The sequence below is a fragment of the Pseudomonas sp. A214 genome, from assembly GCF_900156295.1.
In the GTDB taxonomy this organism is placed as follows: Bacteria; Pseudomonadota; Gammaproteobacteria; order Pseudomonadales; family Pseudomonadaceae; genus Aquipseudomonas; species Aquipseudomonas rhizophila.
The window spans coordinates 2400313-2424801 of sequence record NZ_LT707062.1 but is presented as its reverse complement, the minus strand read 5'-3'; the positions used below and the strand labels follow the sequence as shown (position 1 = coordinate 2424801).

Here is a 24489-nt window from a genome sequence, read left to right as displayed (position 1 = left end):
GCAACGCCGCCACCCTCAGGGGGCGGGCGTGCTGGAAATAACAATAAAACTCTTGAGGAGTACTCGCTGTGGAAAGCCGCAAACCCGAAGCCCGGACGCTGGACCTCTCGCCGCCACTACGCACTGGCTGGCTGGAGCGCATCTTCAAACTCAGCTTGCATGGCACCACGGTGAAGACCGAGCTGATTGCCGGTCTGACGACCTTCATCACCATGGCCTACATCATCTTCGTCAACCCCAACATCATGGCCGACGCCGGCATCGATCACGGCGCCGCATTCGTCGCGACCTGCATCGCCGCCGCCCTGGGTTGCCTGTTGATGGGCCTGTACGCCAACTGGCCGGTGGGCCTGGCACCGGGCATGGGCCTGAACGCGTTTTTCACCTACACCGTGGTCGGCACCATGGGCTACAACTGGGAAACCGCATTGGGCGCGGTGTTTGTTTCCGGGGTGCTGTTCATGTTCCTGACCCTGTCGCGGGTGCGTGAGTGGCTGCTCAACAGCATTCCGGTGAGCCTGCGTTATGCCATGGGTGCGGGAGTCGGGTTGTTCCTTGGACTGATCGGCCTGAAGACCGCCGGCATCGTCGTGGACAGCCCCGCTACCCTGATCAAGCTCGGCTCCCTGCACGAGCCCGGCCCGTTACTGGCTGCGGTGTGTTTTCTGATGATCGCCGTGCTCAGCTATCACCGCGTGTTCGGCGCGATCCTGATCAGCATCATCGCCGTGACCCTGGCCGGTTGGGGCCTGGGACTGGTGCAATACAACGGGGTCATGTCGACGCCTCCGAGCCTGGCGCCCACCTGGATGGCGATGGATGTAGTCGGCGTATTCAACGTCAGCATGATCAGCGTAGTGCTGGCGTTCCTGTTCGTGCACATGTTCGACACCGCCGGCACCCTGATGGGCGTTGCCCAGCGTGCCGGGCTGGTCAAACCTGATGGCAAGATCGAGAATCTGTCCAAGGCCCTGAAAGCCGACAGCGCCTCCAGCGTGTTCGGCGCCATGGTCGGCGTGCCGCCGGTGACCAGCTATGTGGAAAGCGCCGCCGGTGTCGCGGCGGGTGGCCGCACAGGGCTTACCGCCGTGACGGTTGGTGTGCTATTTATTGCCGCGATGTTCTTCGCACCACTGGCCGGGATGATCCCCGCCTACGCTACCGCGGGTGCCTTGATCTATGTCGCCATGCTGATGATGGGGGGCATGGCCCACATCGAATGGGACGAAGCGACCGACAGTATCCCGGCCATCGTCACGGCCATCATGATGCCCCTGACCTTTTCGGTCGCCGACGGTATTGCGCTGGGCTTCATCACCTATGTGGTGCTTAAGGCCGGCACGGGTAAACACAAGGAAATTTCCGTCAGTCTGTGGGTGCTCTGCGCGATCTTCATCGCCAAGTTCATCTTCTTGTAGGCACGGGATTATTCATCAGCCTCACCTCGTCGGGTGAGGCGTTCTTGCATCAGGAGCAAAGCAATGAATCTGGAAACCTGGCTGTTGTTCAGCGGCGCCGCTCTGGTGGTGATCCTCATCCCCGGCCCACTGTCGTTGCTGATGATCGGCAACAGCCTGAACTATGGCCTGCGCCGTTCGTATCCGGCGTTCCTGGGTGGCGTGATCGCCTCGATTTGCCTGCTGAGCGCATCGGCGCTGGGGCTCGGCGCACTGTTGTTGGCGTCAGAGCAACTGTTCAGCGCCCTGAAGATGGTCGGCGCGTTGTATCTGTTTTACCTGGCCTGGCAGAGCTGGCAGCAATCGCGCCAGCCGTTCCAGGGTGCCGAAGTGCCCCAGGCCGCCACCATCCCGCGCTTTCGCGCCCTGTTCGGCCGGGCATTCGTGCTGGGTGCCAGCAACCCTAAGGACATTCTGTTCTTCGCCGCTTTCCTGCCGCAGTTCTTGAGCGCCGAACAACCGTTCCTGCCGCAACTGCTGATCATGATCGCCACCTGGACCGTTCTTGATCTGCTCTGCAAGCTGGCTTACGGCCTCGGCGCCCACGGCGCGGCGCGGTATCTGCGAACGGGTAAAGGCCAGAGTTGGTTCAACCGCATCAGTGCAGGACTCTTTGGCGGTGCGGGCGCAGCCTCTTTGATGTCCACTCACTGAGTCCCTGATTTTGCGAAACAGCCTCATCTTTTACTCGAGGCTTTCGCAAAACGTAGAAACAACCCATCGATATACACCCCGCCAGGAAGCATCTTACATATAGGGCCACTCAATCATCGTTGAACAAGGACGTTCACAATGGCCCAGATTATCCAGCCCGGCCCGGTGCCCGAGGACTATGCCGTAGTCATTACCGACTTAGGCGTGCCTACAAATAAGCACACCATCGAAACACTCGATTTCAAGACTGCCGATGGGACGCAGCTGAGTCCGGAGCACGAACATAGACAAACCCAACTCGAAATCGTCGATAGACTTTACGGCCCGCTGCACATCGGTTCCGTGACTGTCACCCGTTCAGCCCTGGATGCGTTAGGCGCAACCACCGATGGACAGCCGCTGAACGGCGACAATACTTTTTTCCGCAGCCCCAATCGTTTTTTCGTGAACTCGTTACAGTTCAACGCAAACAACATTGAAACACGGCTCAAACTGACCGCCGACGCCAACGACTATCGGCTGCCCACGTTGCTGTTTGAAATGGCGAGCCAGCGCTCACCCGCCGCGCGCCCATTATTGAGGCAAACGCCTGAAACACAGGCCGAACCCGCCAGCCATCGGAGAACGCTGGAAAAACTCCTGAAATCGGCCCAAAGGCTCGATATACAAGGGCTTAGCCATGGAGCATTCAGTTGGGCAAATACAACCAAGAGCAATATCCTCATCCCTACAGGGCTTGGACTTCAGGCCTTCGGAATCTATAGCGGTCTGCGCGGCCTGCAAGACGCCATCCGTAACAAGGACTCCTACCAGACCATTTTCAATGGGACCAGCGTGGCCGCCGAAGTCGCTTCAATCGGTGTCGAAGCTGCGGTGACCAGACAAGCCTCTCAGATGATCAGGGCCGGCCAACGCTCCCTTGAGGACTTTGCCAAAACGACCTTTGCCACGCGCCTCGCCCGTGGAAGTGGGCTGATTGCCAGCGTCCTGACACTTCCTTTCGATATCATCGCCGCAGTTGATTCTTTCAAGGCGGCCGCCCACGCCACTGGCAAAGAAGCCATCGATCACTATGTCAGCGCAGCCTTGAGCGTCACCAGCGCCGCGATGACCTTAACCATTGGCATAGCGGCGCTGGCGGGATTTGGTTCAGCCGGTCCTGTGGGCCTTGCCGCCGGACTTATCCTGGTGGTTGGCTCACAAATCTGGGGCGCGGTTCGTCAAGTCGATGAAATAGACGACTACATAGAACTCACCGTACACGAGCGTCTGCGCACCGGTTGGTTGGCCTTCTGGGCAATGGGCCCTGATAAAGATATCCAGGATCGCTACACCATCGCCAAGGCTACCGCCGAACATACAAAGCAGCTGCAGGCCAATGCCTCGCACTTACTCAAAGGCCCACTGAAAGACAGCACTGAGGCAATCGTAAACGGCACATTCAGCGTGGAACTCGAACCGGTGCCTTATAACACCTGGAACTGGTGGACCGGTGCCAGGTACCGCGCGACGACAGTCCGCCCGAAGATCAAAGACAACGACGACCGGGTCGATGCACGTAAAGGCGTTACGGCTCAGACGCCCGGCGCAGTCATTGAAACGTCGGCCGAACATAAAGCTATCCATTGGTACATCGGCGGCGGCAACGACATCGTTGAAGGCGTCGAAAACAAGCCAAACGTCTTTCACTACGGGGCGGGCGTTAAAAAACTGACCGGGGGCACAAAAGACGACGTTTTTATCTTTGAAGGCTCCATGGAAACCCTCAGTGAAACGTCAGCAAATAACCTGGTAGGTGGCTTGGGCAACGACACCCTGGTGTTGTCGGGCCGTAGCAGCAGTCATCAGGAGCCGCGTCTGGGTTACCAGGTCGACCTGGACGCCGGGCAAGTGTCCATCATCACTCAAAAAAGTCATGACACGCAGAGCAAGCATCATCGCCATGCGGACCTTGAAAGCATTGAAAACGTAGAAATTCCCGAGGGTGGTGCCAACATCATCAAGGGGACAGCCGGCCCAAACATCATCAAGTCCCGCGGCAACGATTCAATCGATGCCGGCGCGGGAGATGACCGAATTTTCATTCTCAATGGAAATAACCGCAACGCAGACGGCGGACCGGGTGAGGATATCTATGCCATCGCTCATAAACCCGGCCACGTTTCCATCACCGAAGATGGTGTGGACAACAGCGTCATCGCGCTGGACTGGAGAGCTGACCTGATTGAAAGCTGGCGAATTGAAGACGGTCATCTGGTCATTACTTCATGCTTTGATGCAAGCGACCGGGAGTTTCGCAAAGTCACCATCAGGGAAGTCTATGAAGACTCTGCTTTTCCAAGAGCCTTACAAAACAACAGACTGACGTTCATCACCCAGGATGGCTACCATTTGGTACCCGACCTGCCCGATACGATCGAATCCAGCAGCCCGCTCGACATTGAAACAGTTGTGGTGCAGCCAGGCACACCCCGCAACCCGGCTATCCTGCCTGATCGAAGCGAGCAGCCGATCAGCCATGACAAAGACACCCGCTACTATGTTTCACATCTCAATGAACTGACCACACTCAAGGTCAAACAAAAAAGCGAATTTTCCACCACCCTTCATCTTAACTACGCCAACGCCGAGCTGACCCGTATCGAGGCCTACTACAAGGCTCATGTCACTCAGAAAGATGAAGGGGACAGCATCAAATATGGCGAATGTGGCCTGACCTTGCACTTTGGTGTTCGCCAAGTCGTATTGAAAAATCTGGCAAGTTCCGATGAGCGCTATAGCGCGCAAAACGCGAAGACCGGTCGGCGTGCATTTTCCGCCCTCGGTTCGCATCATACTTTTATCCTCACCCTGAACGACGGCTCGTCGTACCGTATGGTCCAACCCTCGCCCGACTATGGCCTGTTGCTGGACGAAACATTCATAGGGAAAGATCCGGTGGAATGGAAAACAGACGTTCCATTGCCATTGACGCCTACCAAAAAGAAGTACGCCTATCTACAACCCTTGGACAAAAAACCTTATTACATGCGCAGTTGGGCAACCTGCGCCCTGCTGACATCGCCCACGGAACAAACGGGTATCGAAGTCCTGATTGGCGAAGGCGCCACCTACCTGGTTCACCTGAGCCCGAACATGACGTTACGCCTGTCCACGCCAGGTGCATTGGCCGGCGCCAATCCTCGGTTACCCCGTGCCTCCCTATGGGAGTTGGATGCCACGCGCCTGGGCCAAGTCGAGATAAAACTGTCCTCCAACCTGCTGCAAATAGGTGGAACGACCATCCATCTTCCCGTCTATGAAGCTGATGACCTTGTCGACCCGATACGAGTCATCACTGCACAAGGCGTTGTTCATGCTGTCGACAGCCTGTTTGAGCGGGTTTATGTAGAAGCGCTTGATGGCCGGTATTTTGCCCCGCTCACTGACCCCAACATCCCATTGCCCAGCGAACTGTCGAGCCTGACATCCGAAGAACTGAAGGTTCTTCACGTTGCTGTCAAAGATGGGTCTCCCGGCACACTGAGCTACAACCTCAGAACCCGTAAATGGATCCTTGACACCGATAAGTCCCGAGTCATTGAGGCGGCGAACCTGAGAAAAACAGACCTGTGTGACCACGCCCTCAAGATCTATCAGGATCTGGCCCGCGAGGGGCTCAATCAGACACCGCCCCTGGGTGATGACACACTTCGTCTGTTGCGGGAAAAATGCGTGGAGCTGATAGAAGGCTTCACTTTGGACAACTCAGTGATGTTTGCGCGGGCGTTAGCGCTGAGCGCAGTCTTCGGCATAAGGCTCTCGCAATTGAGCTGGTTCCTCTCATTGGCTGAGGCGTCTCCCGAACCTACCTGACCTTGAAGAACGTCTTCGACGGTTTCTTTCACACGCCATACATATGTAGTGCACCTGTCTGCTGGTTTTCCACGAACATCCTGGAACCCAGGGCCTGTCAGCCTCCGGCTCTACGACAGGCCATTAGCTTGATACCTACTTGAATCATCAATATTCAAACTCAAGAGCAGACATTTTCAATGAGTCCAAGACGAAACACCCGACCCACGCTTACAAAGTCGTCCCCTGATACGCCTCACTCCAGTCGCGATACGTCACTGGACACAATGCTCGGCAATCCCCTGAGAGGCGCAGAAACCGATCAGGCGTCCGGCTCGCCAACCGGACGACAAACTGAAGCGACTGAATCGCAGCGCCCGACCGTTCAGGTATCCGAAATCGCATCCGCGACAGCCATCAGTGATGGCTCCCTGTCGGTATCGCTGGACAATTATTACCTTTCCCCTGAGCTGGTCCCCCTGTTATCGGAGCCAGACGCAACCTCTGGGATCCGCACGTTCAAGACACGCACCTACGTTGAGCTTGCAGAGGGAGGGACGGTGCTGCTTGGTCGCGACTCCGAACAGAACTACAGAGCCCGATCAGGCACTGAACTTGTTGCCTCCGGACCACGCCTGGAACAAGTGGAGGGCAGCCTTCTATGGCGTCCAACTGCGCACCGCGACGTGACGCACCACAGTGATTCCAATCTCCCACCTACACGGGCATTCAGGAAAAACTGGGGGGTTGACCCAAGATTCACGCTGTCCGAATTGATCACCATAAACAATGTTCACTATAAGGTGGTGACACGTACCGACGCGCGAGAATCCCCGATCACCTACATTCAGTCACCCGCTCATCCCATCTATGATTTTGACCTGTTGGAAGCCACCCTCAGGCATATGCCTGACGAGCAACCCCGAGGCGCAATACAAGTTCCGCCGGACAACCATTGGGAAATTGACGCCAGGTTACCCTTTGAAAAACCACTGACCGCTTACGTCAGGGATTTTTTTCCAGAAGTCACGACCATCACCCTGGAAAATATCGCAAGAAGGCAATTTGAACTCAGCAATGACTCGCCATTCGCCGACTCTGCGGGTTTGACCGCACTCCGGCAGATTTACAGCAGTTGGGAAAACGCGACCTTCTCGCCACATCCGCAATGGTCCGATCCACTGTTGATGCTTCCGATTCTTCCAACCTCTTCGGCGTCCCGAGGCGCTGCCCGCTCGATAGCCTTGCCTAACCCCTCCTCTACAGGAATATTGAATCGGTTGGATTTTGATCCCCTGCGGTTCCAGCGACAGTGGCTTCTTTATCTGACGTCGTACTCGCCAGTGGAATTCAAACGCTTTATGGCCGCCCTTCTGACGCGTAATGGCTATACAGTCATTGAGCCCAACTCTTTCAACAGTTTTCCCGCTTTGGTATTTCGCCGCACAGGGCATGACTATGTATTTTTCATGAGCCTGCACCGCACCAGAATTCCGAAGATTTCCCTCCCCATGTATATGGATCCCAAGACAGCCGAGCTGCGCCTGGAAACCCAGGTTGGCGGAGTCGCTGCGAAAGCCGTCAACGATGCCCACAGTGCCAATAAAATCATCTGGCTCAAGGGCGGTACTGAAATCCGTCCCGGCGTTGCAGACACGATTTTTATCATCCGGGATGACAATTCCAGGCTGTAAATACATGGCCCAAAAAAAAGCCCGCAGTGTGAGCGGGCGAAAAACCAAAGAAGCTACATGCGCAGTCGCTTCCAGGACAAGGCAACTGCTTGGGGGATCAGCTACCTCGATACGTTGAGTAAGCGTAGGGCGAAATCAGCAGGGGCACGTGATAATGCTCCTGCTCGGCCGAAATGCCGAAGCGCAGCACCACCACATCCAGGAACGCCGGCTCGGACAGCTGGACGCCACGGGCACGGTAGTAATCGCCGGCATGGAATTGAATCTGATAGACGCCGCTACGGTAGTCATCCCCTTGCAACAACGGTGCATCGCAACGGCCGTCGCTGTTGGTCAGCGCGCTGGCGAGCAATTGCAGTTGCGCACCTTCGACGCGGTACAGCTCGACCTTGATCGAGCTGCCCGGGCAGCCGTGCGCGGCATCCAAAACGTGAGTAGTCAAACGTCCCATTGATTGTGCGCGCCTCGCTGCAAGCAGTCCGGCCCGACGCCTCCTGAATCAGTTGAAAGACAGGCCGCACCGTTTCGGAGCACGAAACGCTGCGGCGATGAGCGAATTAAGACACTTTAAACAAAAATTGTACACAATAAAAAACAGAAATTTATCCCCTGCCACATTCGAGAAGGGTTCGGACCCGATCAGCAATAAAACCAGCAGACACACAGGATTGTCATGCCTTAGCTGACCAAATGGGCAGGTTTCTTGCAGTGTAGACAAGCCAGAGACGGCAGTGAAAAATGCAAAAAATCAGGCTTACAAAGCGCGCATAAAGTTGTATACAATCAACCCATCGCTGTGACGCCAGCCTGTGATTCATCGCCCAGGCGCCACCTACATGGTTCGAACAAGAAGGAAAACTGCAGTGAGCGCTGACTACCCACGCGACCTGATCGGTTACGGCAGTAACCCTCCCCACCCTCAGTGGCCGGGCAACGCCCGCATCGCCCTGTCCTTCGTGCTCAACTACGAGGAAGGCGGCGAGCGCAACGTGCTGCATGGCGACAAGGAGTCCGAAGCGTTTCTCTCGGAAATGGTTTCGGCGCAACCGCTGCAGGGCGAGCGCAACATGAGCATGGAATCGCTCTACGAGTATGGCAGCCGCGCCGGTGTCTGGCGGATCCTCAAGCTGTTCAAGGAATTCGATATTCCGCTGACGATCTTCGCGGTGGCCATGGCTGCCCAGCGCCACCCGGACGTGATCCGTGCCATGGTCGCCGCCGGTCACGAGATCTGCAGCCATGGCTATCGCTGGATCGACTATCAATACATGGATGAAGCCCAGGAACGCGAGCACATGCTCGAAGCGATCCGCATCCTCACCGAAATCACCGGCGAACGTCCGTTGGGCTGGTACACCGGCCGCACAGGCCCCAACACCCGCCGGCTGGTCATGGAAGAAGGCGGTTTTCTCTATGACAGCGACACCTACGACGACGACCTGCCCTACTGGGAACCGAACACCCCCACCGGCAAGCCGCACCTGGTGATTCCGTACACCCTGGACACCAACGACATGCGCTTCACCCAGGTCCAGGGTTTCAACAAGGGCGATGATTTTTTCCAGTACCTCAAGGATGCCTTCGACGTGCTGTATGCCGAAGGCAGCGAGGCGCCGAAGATGCTTTCCATCGGCCTGCACTGCCGCCTGATCGGCCGGCCTGCCCGTCTCGCGGCCCTCAAGCGGTTTCTTGAATACGCCAAGGGTCATGAGCAGGTCTGGTTCAGCCGTCGCGTCGACATCGCCCGCCACTGGCAGCAGACCCACCCACATCCGGGCGCTTTGAAATCAGGGGCTTCGAAATGACCGCATTCCAGACCCTCAAGCCTTCGACCTTGAGCCGCGAAGCGTTCGTCAAAGCCTTCGCCGACATCTACGAACATTCGCCGTGGGTGGCCGAAAAGGCTTTCGACCTGGGCCAGGACCCATCGATCGACCAGATCGAAACCCTGCACCAGCGCATGAGCGACATCCTGCTGTGCGCCGATCACGCCAGCCAACTGGCGCTGATCAACGCACACCCGGACCTGGCCGGTAAAGCCGCCGTCCAGGGCCAACTGACCGAGGCCAGCACCAACGAACAGGCTGGCGCCGGTATTCACCAATGCTCGAGCGATGAGTTCCAACGCTTCACCGAGCTGAACGAGGCCTACAAAGCCAAGTTCAAGTTTCCCTTCATCATGGCGGTAAAAGGCAGCAACCGGCATCAGATCCTCGAGGCGTTCGAAACGCGCATTCACCACTCGGCAGATACCGAGTTCAAATGCGCGCTGGCAGAGATCAACAAGATCGCGTTGTTCCGATTACTGACTCTTTAGCAAGCAGCCCTGAGGCCCAGGCCCCTGCAAGCATCCCCAGCCAACTTATTAAAGGCAGACAAGAAGAATGAAAGCTTACGCCGTACCCTTCGAGAAGTTCGTCAACCTGGCCGACGCCCGCCTGGGCACCAAGATCATTTCGGTCACCGATGACTGGTTCGCCGACGCCAACCGTCTGTTCCAGCCGACTCCGGCCGTATGGAAGGAGGGCGTGTTCGATGACAACGGCAAGTGGATGGACGGCTGGGAGTCGCGCCGCAAGCGCTTCGAAGGCTACGACAGCGCGGTGATCCGCCTGGGCGTGCCGGGTTCGATCAAAGGCGTGGACATCGACACTTCATTCTTCACCGGTAACTACCCGCCGTCGGCGTCCCTGGAAGCCTGCTTCCTGGCCTCGGGCGAACCAGACGAACATACCCAATGGACTGAAGTGCTGTCGGCCGTGGAACTGCAAGGCAACAGCCACCACTACCATGAAATCAGCAATGACCAGGCCTTCAGCCACCTGCGCTTCAACATCTACCCCGATGGTGGCGTGGCCCGCCTGCGGGTCTACGGCATTCCGTACCGCGACTGGTCGGCCGTGGGCGACAACGAACAGATCGACCTCGCCGCGGCCCTCAATGGCGGTCGCGCCCTGGCCTGTTCCGACGAACACTTCGGTCGCATGAGCAACATCCTCAACCCAGGTCGCGGGGTGAACATGGGCGACGGCTGGGAAACCGCCCGTCGTCGCACCCCGGGCAATGACTGGGTGATTGTTGCCCTGGGCCATGCCGGTGAGGTCGAGAAAGTCATCGTCGACACCCTGCACTTCAAGGGTAACTACCCGGACAGCTGCTCGATCCAGGGCGCATTCGTCAAGGGCGGCACCGACAGCCAGATCGAAACCCAGTCGCTGTTCTGGCGCGAGCTGCTGCCGAGTCAGAAACTGGAGATGCACGCTGAACACACCTTCGCCGAGCAGATCAAGGCGTTGGGGCCGATCACCCACATCCGCCTGAACGTGTTCCCGGACGGTGGCGTGAGTCGCCTGCGGGTGCTTGGCAAGGTCGCTAAATAAGCGGTGAGGCCAATCGCGAGCAGGCTCGCTCCCACAGGGGTACGAGGTCGAATGTGGGAGCGAGCCTGCTCGCGATAGCAATAGAACAGACAACAACGAATTCAAGGTAAGAAGACCAGCATGCGCACACTCAAGATCGAACCGTTGACCAAAGAAGCCTTCGCCCCGTTCGGTGACGTGATCGAAACCGACGGCAGCGATCACTTCATGATCAACAATGGTTCGACCATGCGCTTCCATCGCCTGGCGACGGTTGAAACCGCCGAGCCGGACGACAAGGCGATCATCAGCATCTTCCGCGCCGAGGCGCTGGAGATGCCGTTGACCGTACGCATGCTGGAGCGCCATCCGCTGGGCAGCCAGGCTTTCATCGGGCTGCTCGGCAACCCCTTTCTGATCGTGGTCGCGCCACTTGGCGATGTACCTGTATCAGGCTTGGTCCGCGCCTTCGTCACCAACGGCAGGCAGGGCATTAATTACCATCGCGGCGTCTGGCACCACCCGGTGCTGACGATCGAAAAGCGGGATGACTTCCTGGTGGTTGATCGCAGTGGCACAGGCAATAACTGCGATGAGCATTTTTTCAAAGAGGATGAGTTGTTGATCCTCGCCCCCCACCAATAAGAGAAGCGTCCGATCACGCGAAAACAAGCGTGACGGGCGAGAGGTAAAGACTGTGGAAGCACATATGCTGGAATGGCTGAACCTGAGCGTGCGCTGGGTTCATATGATCACTGGCGTGGCCTGGATCGGCGCGTCGTTCTACTTCGTCTGGCTGGAAAACAACCTCAATCGCGTCAACCCCAAAAGCGGTCTGGCCGGTGATTTGTGGGCCATCCACGGTGGTGGCATCTACCACCTGGAAAAATACAAACTCGCGCCGCCGTCCATGCCGGACAACCTGCACTGGTTCAAATGGGAAGCCTACTTCACCTGGATGTCGGGCGTCGCCCTGCTGTGCCTGGTGTTCTATTGGAACCCGACTCTGTACCTGTTGGCACCGGGCAGCAGCCTGAGCGGGCTCGAAGGCGTCGCCCTGGGCATCGGCTCGTTGTTCGTCGGCTGGTTCGTGTATTCCTTTCTCTGCGACTCGGCCCTGGGCAAACGTCCTGCCCTGCTCGGCCTGATCCTGTTCGTGCTGCTGATCGCCGCGGCCTACGGGTTCAGCAAGGTGTTCAGCGGTCGCGGTGCCTACCTGCATGTCGGGGCGGTCATCGGGACGATCATGGTCGGCAACGTGTTCCGCATCATCATGCCGGCCCAACGCGCGCTGGTGGCGGCCATTGCCGAGAACCGCACGCCGGATCCGGCGCTGCCGGCCAAGGGCCTGCTGCGCTCGCGCCACAACAACTACTTCACCCTGCCGGTGCTGTTCATCATGATCAGCAACCATTTCCCGAGCACCTATGGCAGCCAGTACAACTGGTTGATCCTGGCCGGGATCGCCGTGGCGGCGGTGTTGGTGCGGCACTATTTCAATACCCGCCACGACAGCAACAAGTATGCCTGGACGCTGCCGGTCGGCGCTCTGGCGATGATCTGCCTGGCTTATGTCACGGGTCCCAAGCCCATGGCCACAGCGCCGGAAGTGGCCAAGGCCCCTGGTGTGATCGAGTACCAACCGTTGCCGGAAACGGCGGTGGGCGGCGGCGCAAAACCGGCGACGGCAGCGGCCGCACCGGCATCGACGCCGGCCCAGACCGCCAATGCCCAAGGCCCCTCGTTCGAGAAGGTCCACAGCGTGATTCAGGAGCGCTGCTCGGTCTGCCATTCGGCAAAACCCACCAGCCCGTTGTTCAGCGCCGCGCCGGGCGGGGTGATGTTCGATACCCCGCAGCAGATCCAGCAACAAGCCGCGCGCATCCAGGCCCAGGCCGTGGCCACGCAGATCATGCCCCTGGGCAATATCACCCAGATGACCCAACAGGAACGCGACCTGATCGGCGCGTGGATCAGCCAGGGGGCGCGGACCAACTGAGTCCCGCCGACATCAAACCTGACATCACCCGCTACACGTAATACCGCTGACAGGCAGACCGGCACACGACCGGTCGCCCGTCAGCGACTGCCTGCGCCTCAACAATAAAAACAAGAGGAAAGCACCAGATGACCCAGCCCCGCCATCACGCCCCAAATTCGCCACGAATGCGCCGTTGCAGGGCACTTGAGCCCATGAATGCAGGGCCGTATCCTGCGCGGCCGTTTGAGTCCGGTGCCGCGTAAAACCAGCAGATCCTGACCGATACGCCAACTATTGCAGTGTTGGCAGATATCGGCTTGCGCTGAACACACTTTTTCGAGCGCTTCAAACCACTGAACAAGCCATTTTTCCGATTTATCCCGGTCTTGGCTCAGCTCTTGCTGTCAGCGCTTGCCACAAACAAAAAGCTGACCGAACGGATGGTTTTTCCGTAGAAAAAAGCGCCACACCAGAGCGCTGATCTTAAAAAAAATGCAGTACCACTTACCTTTGGGAGCAAACCGAATGAAACATACGTGCACCAGCCTGATACTTGCGGGATCTTTGCTGACCGCTGGCCAAGCGATGGCCGACGACCTGTTCCAATGGCAGAACAACAGCCTGACCTACCTCTATGGCAAGGATTTCCAGGTCAACCCGCGCATCCAGCAAACCGTGACCTTCGAGCACGCCGATGCCTGGAAATACGGCGACAACTTCTTCTTCCTCGACCGGATTTTCTACAACGGCCAGGACGACAGCAATTCCGGCCCGAACACCTACTACGGTGAGTTCAGCCCACGCCTGTCGTTCGGCAAAATCTTCGACCAGAAGCTGGAACTGGGTCCGATCAAAGATGTGTTGCTGGCCATGACCTATGAGTTCGGTGAGGGTGACAACGAGTCATACCTGATCGGTCCGGGCTTCGACCTGGCGATTCCCGGTTTCGATTACTTCCAGTTGAATTTCTACAACCGCCAGACCGAAGGTCCGCGCGCTGGCGACAACGTCTGGCAGATTACACCGACCTGGGCCTACACCCTCCCGGTGGGCTCATCCGACATCCTGATCGACGGCTTCATCGACTGGGTGGTGGACAACGACAGCAACTCCAAAGGCACCTACCACGCCAACCTGCACATCAACCCGCAGATCAAGTATGACTTGGGCAAGGCACTGAAGCTGGGCGCCAAACAGTTGTATGTGGGTGTGGAATACGACTACTGGAAGAACAAATACGGGATCGAAGACAGCGAAGGCTTCAAGACCAATCAGAGCAATACCAGCTTCTTGCTGAAGTATCATTTCTGATCCACATCGATCCTCGATGCTCAGGGAATCTTGTGGGAGCGAGCCTGCTCGCGATGGCGCTGGAGGCTACTGCATCACCCCGCCGTCACCCGCAAGAACCGGCTTAACTCCTCGCGCTGGGCCAACGCATCCTGGCGTCCCAGCTCGATCAGTTCACTGCAATAGCCCGCTTCGAACAGCAGATAACTCAGCACCCCGGCGCCGCTGGTCTTGGTCGCGCCCGGCCCGCGCAGGAACATGCGCAGCGCGCGGGGCAATTCCAGGCGATGGCGGGCGGCGATTTCGTCGATCGGCTGGCTCGGCGAAATCACCAACACCTCCACCGGCGCCGCGCCCAGCGCATGAGCCGGCACGTCATCGGGCAGCAGATGACTGAAGCCATTCAGACGCTCCAGCAGTTCGATGTCGCTTTCCAGGCTGTCGATGAACGTACTGTTGAGCATGTGGCCACCGATCTGCGCCAGCGTCGGTTGCTGGCCGGTGTAACTGCGCTGCAACGGCTCTGGCGAACCAAGTCCACGCGGATTGCCGCTGACCCCGATGACCAGCACGCGATTGGCCCCCAGGTGCAGGGCCGGGCTGATGGGAGCCGATTGACGCACCGCGCCGTCGCCGAAATATTCCGGGCCGATCCTGACCGGCGCGAATAGCAGGGGGATCGCCGAACTGGCGAGCAGGTGTTCCACCGACAACTGGGTCGGCACGCCGATGCGCCGGTGCCGCAGCCAGGATTCGATGGTGCCGCGGCCCTGGTAGAAGGTCACGGCCTGGCCGGACTCATAACCGAACGCAGTCACCGCCACGGCCCGCAGTTGCTGCTGCGCGATCGCCTGTTCGATGCCCGAGGCGTGGAATTGAGACTGGAGAAGTTCACGCAACGGGGAACTGTCGATCAGCGCCACCGGTAACCGGGCGCCCAGGCCTAGCAGGCTGTGGCTGATAAAACGTGTCGCCTGGGCAATCACGCCCCACCAGTCGCTGCGCATCACCTGATGGCTGCGCACGGCCTGCCAGAAGGCAGTCAGGCGCTCGATGGCCGTTTTGAAGTCCATCGCCCCGCTGGCCAGGCTGACCGCGTTGATTGCCCCGGCCGAGGTGCCGACAATCACCGGGAACGGGTTATCCGCCCCGTCCGGCAACAGTTCGGCAATCGCGGCCAATACCCCCACTTGATACGCTGCCCGAGCCCCGCCGCCGGAAAGAATCAAACCTGTCACCGGTTCAAGTGGGGTCATCGCAACGCTCCGTGTTCATTAAGTGGACTACAGGCTTAACCGCGTTTGTCATACAGCTTCGGCTCGCCCGGCGGACGACTCTTGAAGCGCCGGTGAGCCCAGAGGTATTGCTCGGGGCATCTGCTGACCGACTGCTCCACCCATCGATTGATACGGATGCAATCGGCCTCTTCGGTCTCCCCTGGAAAATCTTCCAGCGGCGCCTGGATCACCAAACGGTAACCCCTGCCATCAGCCAGGCGTTCCTGGATGAATGGCACCACCCGTGCCTTGCCCAGGCGAGCGAACTTGCTGGTGGCCGTGACCGTCGCGGCCTGGATGCCGAACAGTGGCACGAAGACGCTTTGCTTGGCGCCGTAGTCCTGGTCCGGCGCATACCAGATCGCCCGCCCCGCCCGTAGCAGCTTGAGCATGCCACGCACGTCGTCGCGTTCCACCGCCAGGGAATCAAGATTGTGCCGCTCGCGCCCGCGACGCTGGATGTAGTCAAACAGCGGGTTCTTGTGCTCGCGGTACATGCCGTCGATGGTGTGCTGCTGGCCGAGCAATGCCGCGCCGATTTCCAGCGTGGTGAAGTGCAGCGCCATCAGGATCACCCCTTTGCCCTCGCGCTGGGCCTGCTTGAGATGCTCCAGCCCTTCGACATGGGCCAGCTTCGCCAAGCGCGAGCGCGACCACCACCAACTCATGGCCATTTCGAAGAAGGCGATACCGGTGGAGGCAAAATTTTCCTTGAGCAGGCGCTTGCGCTCGGCAGCGGACTTTTCAGGAAAACACAGTTCCAGATTGCGCTGGGCGATGCGCCGTCTGTCGCCGGCCACACGATACATCAGCGCACCCAATACACGACCGGCGCGCAGCAGCAGCGGATAGGGCAGCTGAACGATCAGCCACAACAGCCCCAGACCGCACCACAGCAGCCAGAAACGCGGATGAAAAAATGCAGCTCGAAAACGCGGGCGATCCATTACAGCTTCCATAAAGACATGGGCCGCGCATTCTACATCGTTCGACCCGGCTTGCGGCCCGGGGACGATCTCGTTATAAGTCTCGGCACTTTTAGTGACAAGCCGTTGTACGCCGACCATGAGCCAAACCGAATCGCTAGACCAAGATCCCGTGTTCCAGCTGAAGGGCAGCATGCTCGCCATTACGGTGCTGGAGCTGGCCCGCAACGACCTGGAGAGCCTTGACCGGCAGTTGGCGGCAAAAGTCGCCCAGGCCCCGAATTTCTTCAGCAATGCCCCGTTGGTGCTGGCGCTGGACAAACTGCCGGCCGGCGAAGGTGCCGTGGATCTGCCGGGCCTGATGCGGGTTTGTCGCCAGCACGGCCTGCGCACCCTGGCGATCCGGGCCAGCCGTATCGAAGACATCGCCGCCGCCATCGCCGTGGACATTCCGGTGCTGCCGCCCTCCGGCGCCCGGGAACGGGTGCTGGAACTGAGCCCGGTCGAGACCAGGAAAAAGCCGGAAAAGCCACCAGAACCGACCATCAAGCCGACCCGAGTCATCACCTCTCCGGTACGTGGCGGGCAGCAGATCTATGCCCAGGGTGGCGATCTGGTCGTGGTGTCCTCGGTCAGCCCGGGCGCGGAACTTCTGGCCGATGGCAACATCCATGTATACGGCCCGATGCGTGGCCGTGCCCTGGCCGGTGTCAAGGGCGATACGAAAGCCAGGATTTTCTGTCAGCAGTTGAGCGCTGAACTGGTCTCTATCGCCGGGCAGTACAAGGTTTCCGAGGATCTGCGTCGCGACCCGCTGTGGGGGGCCGGTGTCCAGGTCAGCCTGTCGGGCGACGTGTTGAACATCATTCGGCTTTAACGGATACTGCCGCATTTTCCAAGCATCTCTAAAACGTAGCGAAAACGGCTTAAACGACGTAGGAAAAAGGATAAGGCAGTGTTTACCGGAGGTAGACCCCGTCCCGCATCCGATTCCAGCCAAGCCTGTCCAATTGCAGCAGTTTCAAGAGATGTTTTTCAGGGGCTGAAAAAGTCCTTTTTCCTTAGGGGTGAAACACCTTGGCCAAGATTCTCGTGGTTACATCCGGCAAGGGTGGTGTGGGTAAGACCACCACCAGCGCCGCTATCGGTACCGGCCTCGCTCTGCGCGGCCACAAAACAGTCATCGTCGACTTCGACGTCGGCCTGCGTAACCTGGACCTGATCATGGGTTGCGAGCGTCGCGTGGTCTATGACTTCGTCAACGTGGTCAACGGTGAAGCGAACCTGCAGCAAGCCCTGATCAAGGACAAGCGCCTTGAGAATCTGTACGTGCTGGCCGCCAGCCAGACCCGCGACAAAGACGCGCTGACCCAGGAAGGCGTGGAAAAAGTGCTGATGCAGCTCAAGGAAGACTTTGAGTTCGTGGTGTGCGACTCCCCGGCCGGTATCGAGAAAGGTGCCCACCTGGCGATGTACTTCGCTGACGAAGCGATCGTCGTGACCAACCCGGAAGTCTCGTCGGTACGCGACTCCGATCGCATGCTCGGCCTGCTGGCGAGCAAATCCCGTCGCGCCGAGAACGGCGAAGAGCCGATCAAGGAGCACCTGCTGCTGACCCGCTACAACCCGCAACGGGTCAGCGATGGCGAAATGCTGGGCGTCGAAGACGTCAAGGAAATCCTCGCTGTTACCCTGCTGGGTGTGATTCCTGAATCCCAAGCGGTACTCAAGGCCTCCAACTCGGGTGTGCCGGTGATTCTCGACGATCAGAGCGACGCCGGTCAGGCGTACAGCGATGCGGTCGATCGCCTGCTGGGCAAAACCGTAGAGCATCGATTCCTCGATGTAACGAAGAAAGGTTTCTTCGAGCGCCTGTTTGGAGGTAGGTAATGAATCTTTTTGACTTCTTTCGTGCCAACAAAAAGCCAAGTACCGCCTCGGTCGCGAAAGAGCGTCTACAGATCATCGTGGCGCACGAGCGCGGCCAGCGCAGTACCCCTGATTATCTGCCAGCCTTGCAGAAAGAACTGGTGGAAGTGATCCGCAAGTACGTCAACATCGGGTCCGATGATGTGCATGTGGCGCTGGAAAGCCAGGGCAGTTGCTCGATTCTGGAACTCAATATCACCCTGCCGGATCGCTGATCGATCCTGCAGGTGCCCACGGCGGCTCCGGGTCCCAAAGTCCTTCCCACAGGGTTAGGAAAAAGGGCCCGAGCCGCCGTTGGCGTTTGTTACGAGACTGTTTGAATGCCCCTGTCCAACATCCGCATCATCCATCAGGACGCCGCCGTCCTGGTGGTCGACAAGCCGACCCTGCTGCTGTCCGTGCCCGGCCGGGCCGACGACAACAAAGACTGCCTGATCACCCGCCTGCAGGAAAACGGCTATCCGGAAGCGCGAATCGTGCACCGGCTGGACTGGGAAACCTCTGGCATCATCCTGCTGGCCCGGGATCCGGACACCCATCGCGAACTGTCTCGGCAGTTTCATGACCGGGAAACCGAAAAGGCCTACACAGCATTGTGCTGGGGCCAACCGGAGCTGGACAGCGGCAGCATCGACCTGCCCCTGCGCTACGACCCGCCGACCAAACCGCGCCACGTGGTGGATCATGAGCAGGGCAAGCACGCCCTGACCTTCTGGCGCGTGCTGGAGCGTTGCGGCGACTGGTGCCGGGTCGAACTGACGCCGATCACCGGACGCTCGCACCAGTTGCGCGTGCACATGCTGTCCATTGGTCATCCGCTCCTGGGCGACGGCCTCTACGCCCACCCCCAGGCCCTCGCTGCGTGGCCACGGCTGTGCCTGCACGCCAGCATGCTCAGCTTCACCCACCCGCAAAGCGGCGAACGCCTACGCTTCGAGTGCCCGGCGCCGTTCTGAGACATCGCGTCCCCCCCATCGCGAGCAGGCTCGCTCCCACATTGGATTACAGGCGTACACAAGTTTTGTGTTCACCCTGAGCCCCCTGTGGGAGCGAGCCGGCTCGCGATGGGGACGGCACATTCAACGCGTATATCAATCACTGGCCACCCTCCCCATCGCCCCCCAATACGGTAAACTCCCGCGCATTGCTGTCTGGAGTTATTTATGCGCGAAGAGTTGAACCAAGGCCTGATCGACTTTCTCAAGGCCTCCCCCACCCCGTTCCACGCCACCGCCAGCCTTGCCCAACGTCTGGAGGCAGAGGGTTATCAGCGTCTTGACGAACGCGAGACCTGGGCCACCGAGGCCAACGGTCGTTACTACGTCACGCGCAACGACTCTTCAATCATCGCTTTCAAACTGGGGCGCAACTCACCGCTGCACGACGGCATCCGCCTGGTTGGCGCCCACACCGACAGCCCCTGCCTGCGGGTCAAGCCCCAGCCGGAACTGCAACGCCACGGGTTCTGGCAACTGGGCGTGGAAGTTTATGGCGGCGCGCTGCTGGCGCCGTGGTTTGACCGCGACTTGTCCCTGGCCGGGCGCGTGACCTTCCGCCGCGATGGCAAGGTCGAAAGCCAGCTGATCGATTTCAAGGCGCCGATCGCCACGATTCCGAACCTGGCCATCCACCTCAATCGCGAAGCCAACCAGGGCTGGGCGATCAACCCACAGAATGAGCTGCCACCGATTCTCGCCCAGTTCGCCGGTGATGAGCGCGTCGACTTCCGCGCCGTGCTCACCGATCAACTGGCCCGCGAACACGGCCTGAATGCGGACGTGGTGCTCGATTACGAGCTGAGTTTCTACGACACCCAAAGCGCCGCGCTCATCGGCCTGCATGGCGATTTCATTGCCGGCGCGCGCCTGGACAATCTGCTGTCGTGCTACGCCGGCCTGCAAGCCTTGTTGAACGCCGACACCGAAGAGACCTGCGTGCTGGTGTGCAACGACCACGAGGAAGTCGGCTCTTGCTCGGCCTGTGGCGCCGACGGTCCGATGCTGGAACAAACCCTGCGTCGTTTGCTGCCTGAAGGTGAAGAATTCGTACGGACCATCCAGAAATCCCTGCTGGTTTCCGCGGACAACGCCCACGGCGTGCACCCCAACTACGCCGACAAACACGACGCCAACCACGGCCCGAAACTCAATGCCGGGCCCGTGATCAAGGTCAACACCAACCAGCGCTACGCCACCAACAGCGAAACCGCCGGGTTCTTCCGTCACCTGTGCATGGCCGAGGAAGTACCGGTGCAGAGCTTCGTGGTGCGCAGCGACATGGGCTGCGGCTCGACCATCGGCCCGATCACCGCCAGTCAGTTGGGTGTACGCACGGTGGACATCGGTTTGCCGACCTTCGCCATGCACTCGATCCGCGAGCTGTGCGGCAGTCATGACCTGGCGCACCTGGTGAAGGTGTTGAGCGCGTTTTATGCCTGTCGTGAGTTGCCGTAACCACAGCAGCACCTGTTTGAACCGGGAAATGCTTACCCCTGTGGCGAGGGGATTTATCCCCGTAGGGCTGCAGAGCAGCCCTTTGCCCAGTCACCGCAATACTTCACATGTCAGTAACGGCCCAAGTGCGTCTGCTGCGCAGCCGAGCGGGGATAAATCCCCTCGCCACAACAGTGCTCGCCTCCGGATTGGGGAGCCATGACATACATCATCACACCCCGGCAAAACCCCAACTAGACTGACCTTATCCCCTCCGACAAGGCCGTCGCCATGATTCCGATGTCTGCGTTCAATGCCATGCTGGTGCCCATCATCGCCGGCATGATTCTGCTGGCCATCGGCTTCAACTTCCGAGACAAGAACGTCGGGGTGTTTGCCATGTGGATCGGCATGTTGTTGATCCTCGCCACGGTGGTGTTCAGGATCCTGGCCAAACTCAACGAGTCGATCTGACCTCACCTCAGGCAGCCGACGGTTGTTCCGGCACGTCCACCCCCACGTGAATCGCATCGTGACGCCAGAACTCCAGGTCACAATCGATCAACCGCTGATGCTGGTCATAATTGACCCGGGCAATCCGCAAGCCAGGGCTGCCAACCGAGACTTTCAACGCCGCCGCCGCTTCAGGCTGTAGCGAGGTCGGCACAATCTCGAACTTCACCCGGCCGTAGTGCAAGTCGTAATGACGGGCGTACAACTCGGTGATGGACTGATTGAGGTCGAATTCGAGGATGTCCGGGAAATACTGCGGGTTCAGGTAGTGCTCGACATACAGCACCAGCCGCTCATCGATACGCCGCACACGGCAGATCTGGATCACACTGGACAGTGCCGGCAATTGCAACCAGGCACACACTGCTGCCGAAGCCGGCTGCAGACGGGCCGAAATCACTTGAGTGGAAGGCACTCGCCCTTGGGCAGTCACCATGGCGTGGAAATGGCTGCGCTGCATCAGGTTATAGGCCAGGCGTGGCGGCGAGACGAACCAGCCACGGCGCTCCTCGCGATAGATCTGCCCCTGGGCTTCGAGCTGCAACAGCGCTTCGCGCACGGTGATGCGTGTAGTGCCGAACAACTCACTGAGCTTGCGCTCGGCCGGCAACTTGCTACCGGGCGCCAGCAAGCCGTGGTCGAGTTGCTCCTGCAGGACTTGCCCGATGGTTGTCACCGCCTTGGTTGTCTCGATGCGCATCAACGTTACCTATCTGGACTAGACCAGCACTCTTTCGGGGCGAAATCGATGGAACATCCATCCGTTTCTCATGCTTGCAAGCCTAGGCACTGCACATGACTGGTAGATGACAGAACCGCCGAACGGTTCATTGCCATCCCTGCAAGTTAGCGGCCAACTCCTTGCAGATCAGCCGGTTAACCATGGTCTACGCTTAGTTGGCAGCCACTTTGCCCCCGCCTGGCACATGCCGGCATCTCCTGCACCGACATCAAAATGTCACAGGGCTCGCCTACATTGGCTCAGGTATTGCTGACCTAGACCAACACAACCGCAATCGCAGCGTTGAAAACGCCCATAGGAGCTTCGGATGAAACAGTTTTTCCTGGCATCACTGTTAGGCTCGACCATTGCCATGTGCACTGTTGCCATGGCCGCTGACACCGATTTGAAAACACTGGAAGCCGCTGCGAAAGCGGAAGGCACCGTGAACAGCGTCGGCATGCCCGATGACTGGGCGAACTGGAAAGCCACCTGGGATGACCTGGCCAAAATCTATGGCTTGAAACACATCGACACCGACATGAGCTCGGCCCAGGAAATCGCCAAGTTCGCAGCCGAGAAAGACAACGCCAGCGCCGATATCGGTGACGTCGGCGCAGCTTTCGGCCCGATCGCGGTCAAGCAGGGTGTGGTTCAACCCTACAAACCGAGTACCTGGGAACAGGTTCCGGACTGGGCCAAGGACAAGGACGGCAACTGGGCCCTGGCCTACACCGGCACCATTGCTTTCATCGTTAACAAGAAGCTGTTGCACGGCTCCGAAGTGCCAACCAAATGGGCCGACCTGAAAACCGGCAAATACAAAGTTTCCATTGGTGACGTGAGCACCGCCGCCCAAGCCGCCAACGGTGTGCTGGCAGCGGCCCTGGCCAATGGCGGCAACGAGAAAAACGTTCAACCGGCCTTGTTGATGTTCGCCGAGATCGCCAAGCAAGGGCGTCTGTCCATGGCCAACCCGACCATCGCCACCATGGAAAAAGGTGAAGTCGAAGTCGGCGTGGTCTGGGACTTCAACGGCCTGAGCTACAAGGCCAAGATGGCCAACCCGGATGATTACGTCGTACTGATTCCATCCGACGGCTCGGTCATCTCTGGCTACACCACCATCATCAACAAATACGCCAAGCACCCGAACGCCGCCAAACTGGCTCGCGAATACATCTTCAGCGACGCCGGTCAGATCAACCTGGCCAAGGGCAACGCCCGTCCGATCCGCGCCGAGCACCTGACCTTGCCTGAAGAGGTCAAGGCCAAGCTGCTGCCCAACGAGCAGTACAAAGGCGTGACCCCGATCAAGGATGCGGATGCGTGGGAAAAAACCTCCAAGACACTGCCGCAGAAGTGGCAGGAAGAAGTAATCATCAATATGGAGTGAGGCGCTAGCTCCCGCTCGGAAATCCACTGGAGATCCAATTGTGGGAGCGAGCACTGTGGGAGCCCAGCTTGCTCGCGATGAACGATGACACGGTCTTGCAGTTGAACCGTGTCGCCTTCATCGCGAGCAAGCTGGGCTCCCACAGAAGCTGGCTTCCACATCAGGTCCCTGGTGAATCCGAGTTTCCTGGTATCTGTCCGGAGTCCCGCTACCCATGAAGCACAACGTCATCCTGGTGGTGCTCGACGGCCTCAACTACGAGGTCGCCCGGCATGCCATGGGGCATTTGCAGGCCTATGTCGGCGCAGGACGCGCGGCGCTCTACACACTGGAATGTGAACTGCCCGCCCTGTCCCGTCCGCTCTATGAATGCATTCTGACCGGCGTCGTGCCCCTCGACAGCGGGATCGTGCACAACAATGTCTCGCGCCTGTCGAACCAGCGCAGTATCTTCCACTACGCCACCGCAGGCGGCTTGAGTACGGCAGCCGCGGCCTATCACTGGGTCAGCGAGCTCTACAACGCTTCGCCGTTCGTGGCCGGTCGCGATCGTCATACCGACAACCCCGAGCTACCGATTCAATACGGGCATTTCTACTGGAATGACCACTACCCCGACTCTCATCTGTTTGCCGACGCCGAACACCTGCGTCAGCGCTACCTGCCGAATTTTTTGCTGGTGCACCCCATGAACATCGACGATGCCGGCCACAAGCACGGCCTCGACACCCCGCAATACCGCAACAGCGCCCGCTCGGCCGACATCAACCTGGCGGTTTACCTGCAAGCCTGGCTCGACGCCGGATACCAGGTGCTGGTGACATCCGACCACGGCATGAACAACGACCGCTCCCACAACGGCCTGCTGGCTGAAGAACGGGAAGTGCCACTGTTTGTGCTGGGCAACGGCTTCAGCCTCAACCCCGACGCCGCACCCCGACAGACCGAACTGTGCGGCACCATTTGCCAGTTGCTCGGCGTTGCCCACGACAAACCCTATTGCCAGGAGTTGCTCAAGTGAATGCC

The 24489-nt window shown here is 59.0% G+C and carries 22 protein-coding genes; 18 read left to right on the top strand and 4 right to left on the bottom strand.

Features of this window, described 5'->3' with window-relative positions; translation table 11 throughout:
• The first annotated feature begins 68 nt into the window (after window positions 1-68).
• The 4 genes from BW979_RS10915 to BW979_RS10900 all read left to right on the top strand — a co-directional run bounded on the left by BW979_RS10915 (window position 69) and on the right by BW979_RS10900 (window position 7639).
• Complete coding sequence (locus BW979_RS10915; protein WP_076383799.1) at window positions 69-1418, top strand: NCS2 family permease; 1350 nt, start codon at window positions 69-71, stop codon at window positions 1416-1418.
• Window positions 1419-1481: 63 nt separating this feature from the next.
• Window positions 1482-2111, top strand: coding sequence for a LysE family translocator (locus tag BW979_RS10910; RefSeq protein ID WP_076383798.1), 630 nt, complete (start codon window positions 1482-1484; stop codon window positions 2109-2111).
• A gap of 138 nt (window positions 2112-2249) precedes the next feature.
• Entirely contained in the window at window positions 2250-5966 is a 3717-nt protein-coding gene (locus BW979_RS10905) for a calcium-binding protein (protein WP_076383797.1), read from the top strand.
• Between the two features lie 266 nt (window positions 5967-6232).
• Entirely contained in the window at window positions 6233-7639 is a 1407-nt protein-coding gene (locus BW979_RS10900; protein WP_076383796.1) for a hypothetical protein, read from the top strand.
• A 97-nt stretch (window positions 7640-7736) separates the two neighbouring features.
• Here BW979_RS10900 and uraH read toward each other — a convergent pair whose 3' ends face one another.
• Window positions 7737-8090, bottom strand: a complete 354-nt coding sequence (gene uraH / locus BW979_RS10895; protein WP_076383795.1) for a hydroxyisourate hydrolase — start codon at window positions 8088-8090, stop codon at window positions 7737-7739.
• A gap of 412 nt (window positions 8091-8502) precedes the next feature.
• On the opposite strand from uraH, the gene puuE reads away from it, so the two are divergent.
• The 6 genes from puuE (at window position 8503) to BW979_RS10865 (ending at window position 14290) form a co-directional block, all read left to right on the top strand.
• Entirely contained in the window at window positions 8503-9444 is a 942-nt protein-coding gene (puuE, locus tag BW979_RS10890; RefSeq protein WP_076383794.1) for an allantoinase PuuE, read from the top strand.
• The gene (gene uraD, locus BW979_RS10885; protein ID WP_076383793.1) at window positions 9441-9956 is read left to right on the top strand and encodes a 2-oxo-4-hydroxy-4-carboxy-5-ureidoimidazoline decarboxylase; all 516 of its coding nucleotides are present in this window, start codon (window positions 9441-9443) and stop codon (window positions 9954-9956) included. The genes puuE and uraD overlap by 4 nt, the downstream gene beginning before the upstream one ends.
• A 67-nt stretch (window positions 9957-10023) precedes the next feature.
• Window positions 10024-11019 carry an allantoicase gene (gene alc / locus BW979_RS10880; protein ID WP_076383792.1) on the top strand — a complete coding sequence of 332 codons (996 nt, stop codon included), beginning with the start codon at window positions 10024-10026 and terminating at the stop codon, window positions 11017-11019.
• 120 nt (window positions 11020-11139) lie between these two features.
• Window positions 11140-11643 (top strand): ureidoglycolate lyase, encoded by a 504-nt coding sequence (locus BW979_RS10875; protein ID WP_047229637.1) that lies wholly within the window; start codon window positions 11140-11142, stop codon window positions 11641-11643.
• 52 nt (window positions 11644-11695) lie between these two features.
• The gene (locus BW979_RS10870) at window positions 11696-12997 is read left to right on the top strand and encodes a urate hydroxylase PuuD (protein WP_076383791.1); all 1302 of its coding nucleotides are present in this window, start codon (window positions 11696-11698) and stop codon (window positions 12995-12997) included.
• A gap of 507 nt (window positions 12998-13504) precedes the next feature.
• Entirely contained in the window at window positions 13505-14290 is a 786-nt protein-coding gene (locus BW979_RS10865) for an outer membrane protein OmpK (RefSeq protein WP_047229639.1), read from the top strand.
• Window positions 14291-14364: 74 nt separating this feature from the next.
• Here the strand turns inward: BW979_RS10865 and BW979_RS10860 are convergent, their stop codons facing one another.
• A complete protein-coding gene (locus tag BW979_RS10860; RefSeq protein WP_047229640.1) occupies window positions 14365-15525 on the bottom strand; it encodes a patatin-like phospholipase family protein in 1161 nt (386 codons plus the stop codon).
• 35 nt (window positions 15526-15560) lie between these two features.
• A complete protein-coding gene (locus BW979_RS10855; RefSeq protein ID WP_076383790.1) occupies window positions 15561-16493 on the bottom strand; it encodes a lipid A biosynthesis lauroyl acyltransferase in 933 nt (310 codons plus the stop codon).
• A gap of 118 nt (window positions 16494-16611) precedes the next feature.
• On the opposite strand from BW979_RS10855, the gene minC reads away from it, so the two are divergent.
• The 6 genes from minC (at window position 16612) to BW979_RS10825 (ending at window position 21307) form a co-directional block, all read left to right on the top strand.
• Window positions 16612-17349, top strand: coding sequence for a septum site-determining protein MinC (minC, locus tag BW979_RS10850; protein WP_047229642.1), 738 nt, complete (start codon window positions 16612-16614; stop codon window positions 17347-17349).
• Between the two features lie 200 nt (window positions 17350-17549).
• Window positions 17550-18362: a septum site-determining protein MinD gene (gene minD, locus BW979_RS10845; RefSeq protein WP_042728954.1), complete on the top strand. Its 813-nt coding sequence runs from the start codon at window positions 17550-17552 to the stop codon at window positions 18360-18362.
• Complete coding sequence (gene minE / locus BW979_RS10840) at window positions 18362-18616, top strand: cell division topological specificity factor MinE (protein ID WP_003179111.1); 255 nt, start codon at window positions 18362-18364, stop codon at window positions 18614-18616. Before minD ends, minE begins: the two co-directional genes overlap by 1 nt.
• A 105-nt stretch (window positions 18617-18721) precedes the next feature.
• Window positions 18722-19357: an RluA family pseudouridine synthase gene (locus BW979_RS10835; protein ID WP_018612476.1), complete on the top strand. Its 636-nt coding sequence runs from the start codon at window positions 18722-18724 to the stop codon at window positions 19355-19357.
• 207 nt (window positions 19358-19564) lie between these two features.
• The gene (locus BW979_RS10830; RefSeq protein WP_047229643.1) at window positions 19565-20854 is read left to right on the top strand and encodes a M18 family aminopeptidase; all 1290 of its coding nucleotides are present in this window, start codon (window positions 19565-19567) and stop codon (window positions 20852-20854) included.
• A 270-nt stretch (window positions 20855-21124) separates the two neighbouring features.
• Entirely contained in the window at window positions 21125-21307 is a 183-nt protein-coding gene (locus tag BW979_RS10825) for a hypothetical protein (RefSeq protein WP_047229644.1), read from the top strand.
• 7 nt (window positions 21308-21314) lie between these two features.
• Here BW979_RS10825 and BW979_RS10820 read toward each other — a convergent pair whose 3' ends face one another.
• Window positions 21315-22046 carry a UTRA domain-containing protein gene (locus BW979_RS10820; protein ID WP_047229645.1) on the bottom strand — a complete coding sequence of 244 codons (732 nt, stop codon included), beginning with the start codon at window positions 22044-22046 and terminating at the stop codon, window positions 21315-21317.
• A gap of 349 nt (window positions 22047-22395) precedes the next feature.
• Between BW979_RS10820 and BW979_RS10815 the strand changes: the two genes are divergently transcribed.
• Together BW979_RS10815 and BW979_RS10805 are read left to right on the top strand one after the other, a co-directional pair.
• Window positions 22396-23463: an ABC transporter substrate-binding protein gene (locus BW979_RS10815; protein WP_047229646.1), complete on the top strand. Its 1068-nt coding sequence runs from the start codon at window positions 22396-22398 to the stop codon at window positions 23461-23463.
• 214 nt (window positions 23464-23677) lie between these two features.
• Complete coding sequence (locus tag BW979_RS10805; protein WP_047229647.1) at window positions 23678-24484, top strand: alkaline phosphatase family protein; 807 nt, start codon at window positions 23678-23680, stop codon at window positions 24482-24484.
• Window positions 24485-24489 lie beyond the last annotated feature (5 nt).

What these genes read in the sequence shown, in the direction of transcription:
- alc (WP_076383792.1), top strand. Translation starts at nt 10,024, where the DNA reads ATGAAAGCTTACGCCGTACCCTTCGAGAAGTTCGTCAACCTGGCCGAC.
- minC (WP_047229642.1), top strand. Translation starts at nt 16,612, where the DNA reads ATGAGCCAAACCGAATCGCTAGACCAAGATCCCGTGTTCCAGCTGAAG.
- BW979_RS10905 (WP_076383797.1), top strand. Translation starts at nt 2,250, where the DNA reads ATGGCCCAGATTATCCAGCCCGGCCCGGTGCCCGAGGACTATGCCGTA.
- minE (WP_003179111.1), top strand. Translation starts at nt 18,362, where the DNA reads ATGAATCTTTTTGACTTCTTTCGTGCCAACAAAAAGCCAAGTACCGCC.
- uraD (WP_076383793.1), top strand. Translation starts at nt 9,441, where the DNA reads ATGACCGCATTCCAGACCCTCAAGCCTTCGACCTTGAGCCGCGAAGCG.
- uraH (WP_076383795.1), bottom strand. Translation starts at nt 8,090, where the DNA reads ATGGGACGTTTGACTACTCACGTTTTGGATGCCGCGCACGGCTGCCCG.
- BW979_RS10825 (WP_047229644.1), top strand. Translation starts at nt 21,125, where the DNA reads ATGATTCCGATGTCTGCGTTCAATGCCATGCTGGTGCCCATCATCGCC.
- BW979_RS10830 (WP_047229643.1), top strand. Translation starts at nt 19,565, where the DNA reads ATGCGCGAAGAGTTGAACCAAGGCCTGATCGACTTTCTCAAGGCCTCC.
- BW979_RS10855 (WP_076383790.1), bottom strand. Translation starts at nt 16,493, where the DNA reads ATGGATCGCCCGCGTTTTCGAGCTGCATTTTTTCATCCGCGTTTCTGG.
- BW979_RS10875 (WP_047229637.1), top strand. Translation starts at nt 11,140, where the DNA reads ATGCGCACACTCAAGATCGAACCGTTGACCAAAGAAGCCTTCGCCCCG.
- BW979_RS10815 (WP_047229646.1), top strand. Translation starts at nt 22,396, where the DNA reads ATGAAACAGTTTTTCCTGGCATCACTGTTAGGCTCGACCATTGCCATG.
- BW979_RS10820 (WP_047229645.1), bottom strand. Translation starts at nt 22,046, where the DNA reads ATGCGCATCGAGACAACCAAGGCGGTGACAACCATCGGGCAAGTCCTG.
- BW979_RS10865 (WP_047229639.1), top strand. Translation starts at nt 13,505, where the DNA reads ATGAAACATACGTGCACCAGCCTGATACTTGCGGGATCTTTGCTGACC.
- BW979_RS10835 (WP_018612476.1), top strand. Translation starts at nt 18,722, where the DNA reads ATGCCCCTGTCCAACATCCGCATCATCCATCAGGACGCCGCCGTCCTG.
- BW979_RS10860 (WP_047229640.1), bottom strand. Translation starts at nt 15,525, where the DNA reads ATGACCCCACTTGAACCGGTGACAGGTTTGATTCTTTCCGGCGGCGGG.
- BW979_RS10910 (WP_076383798.1), top strand. Translation starts at nt 1,482, where the DNA reads ATGAATCTGGAAACCTGGCTGTTGTTCAGCGGCGCCGCTCTGGTGGTG.
- BW979_RS10900 (WP_076383796.1), top strand. Translation starts at nt 6,233, where the DNA reads ATGCTCGGCAATCCCCTGAGAGGCGCAGAAACCGATCAGGCGTCCGGC.
- BW979_RS10805 (WP_047229647.1), top strand. Translation starts at nt 23,678, where the DNA reads ATGAAGCACAACGTCATCCTGGTGGTGCTCGACGGCCTCAACTACGAG.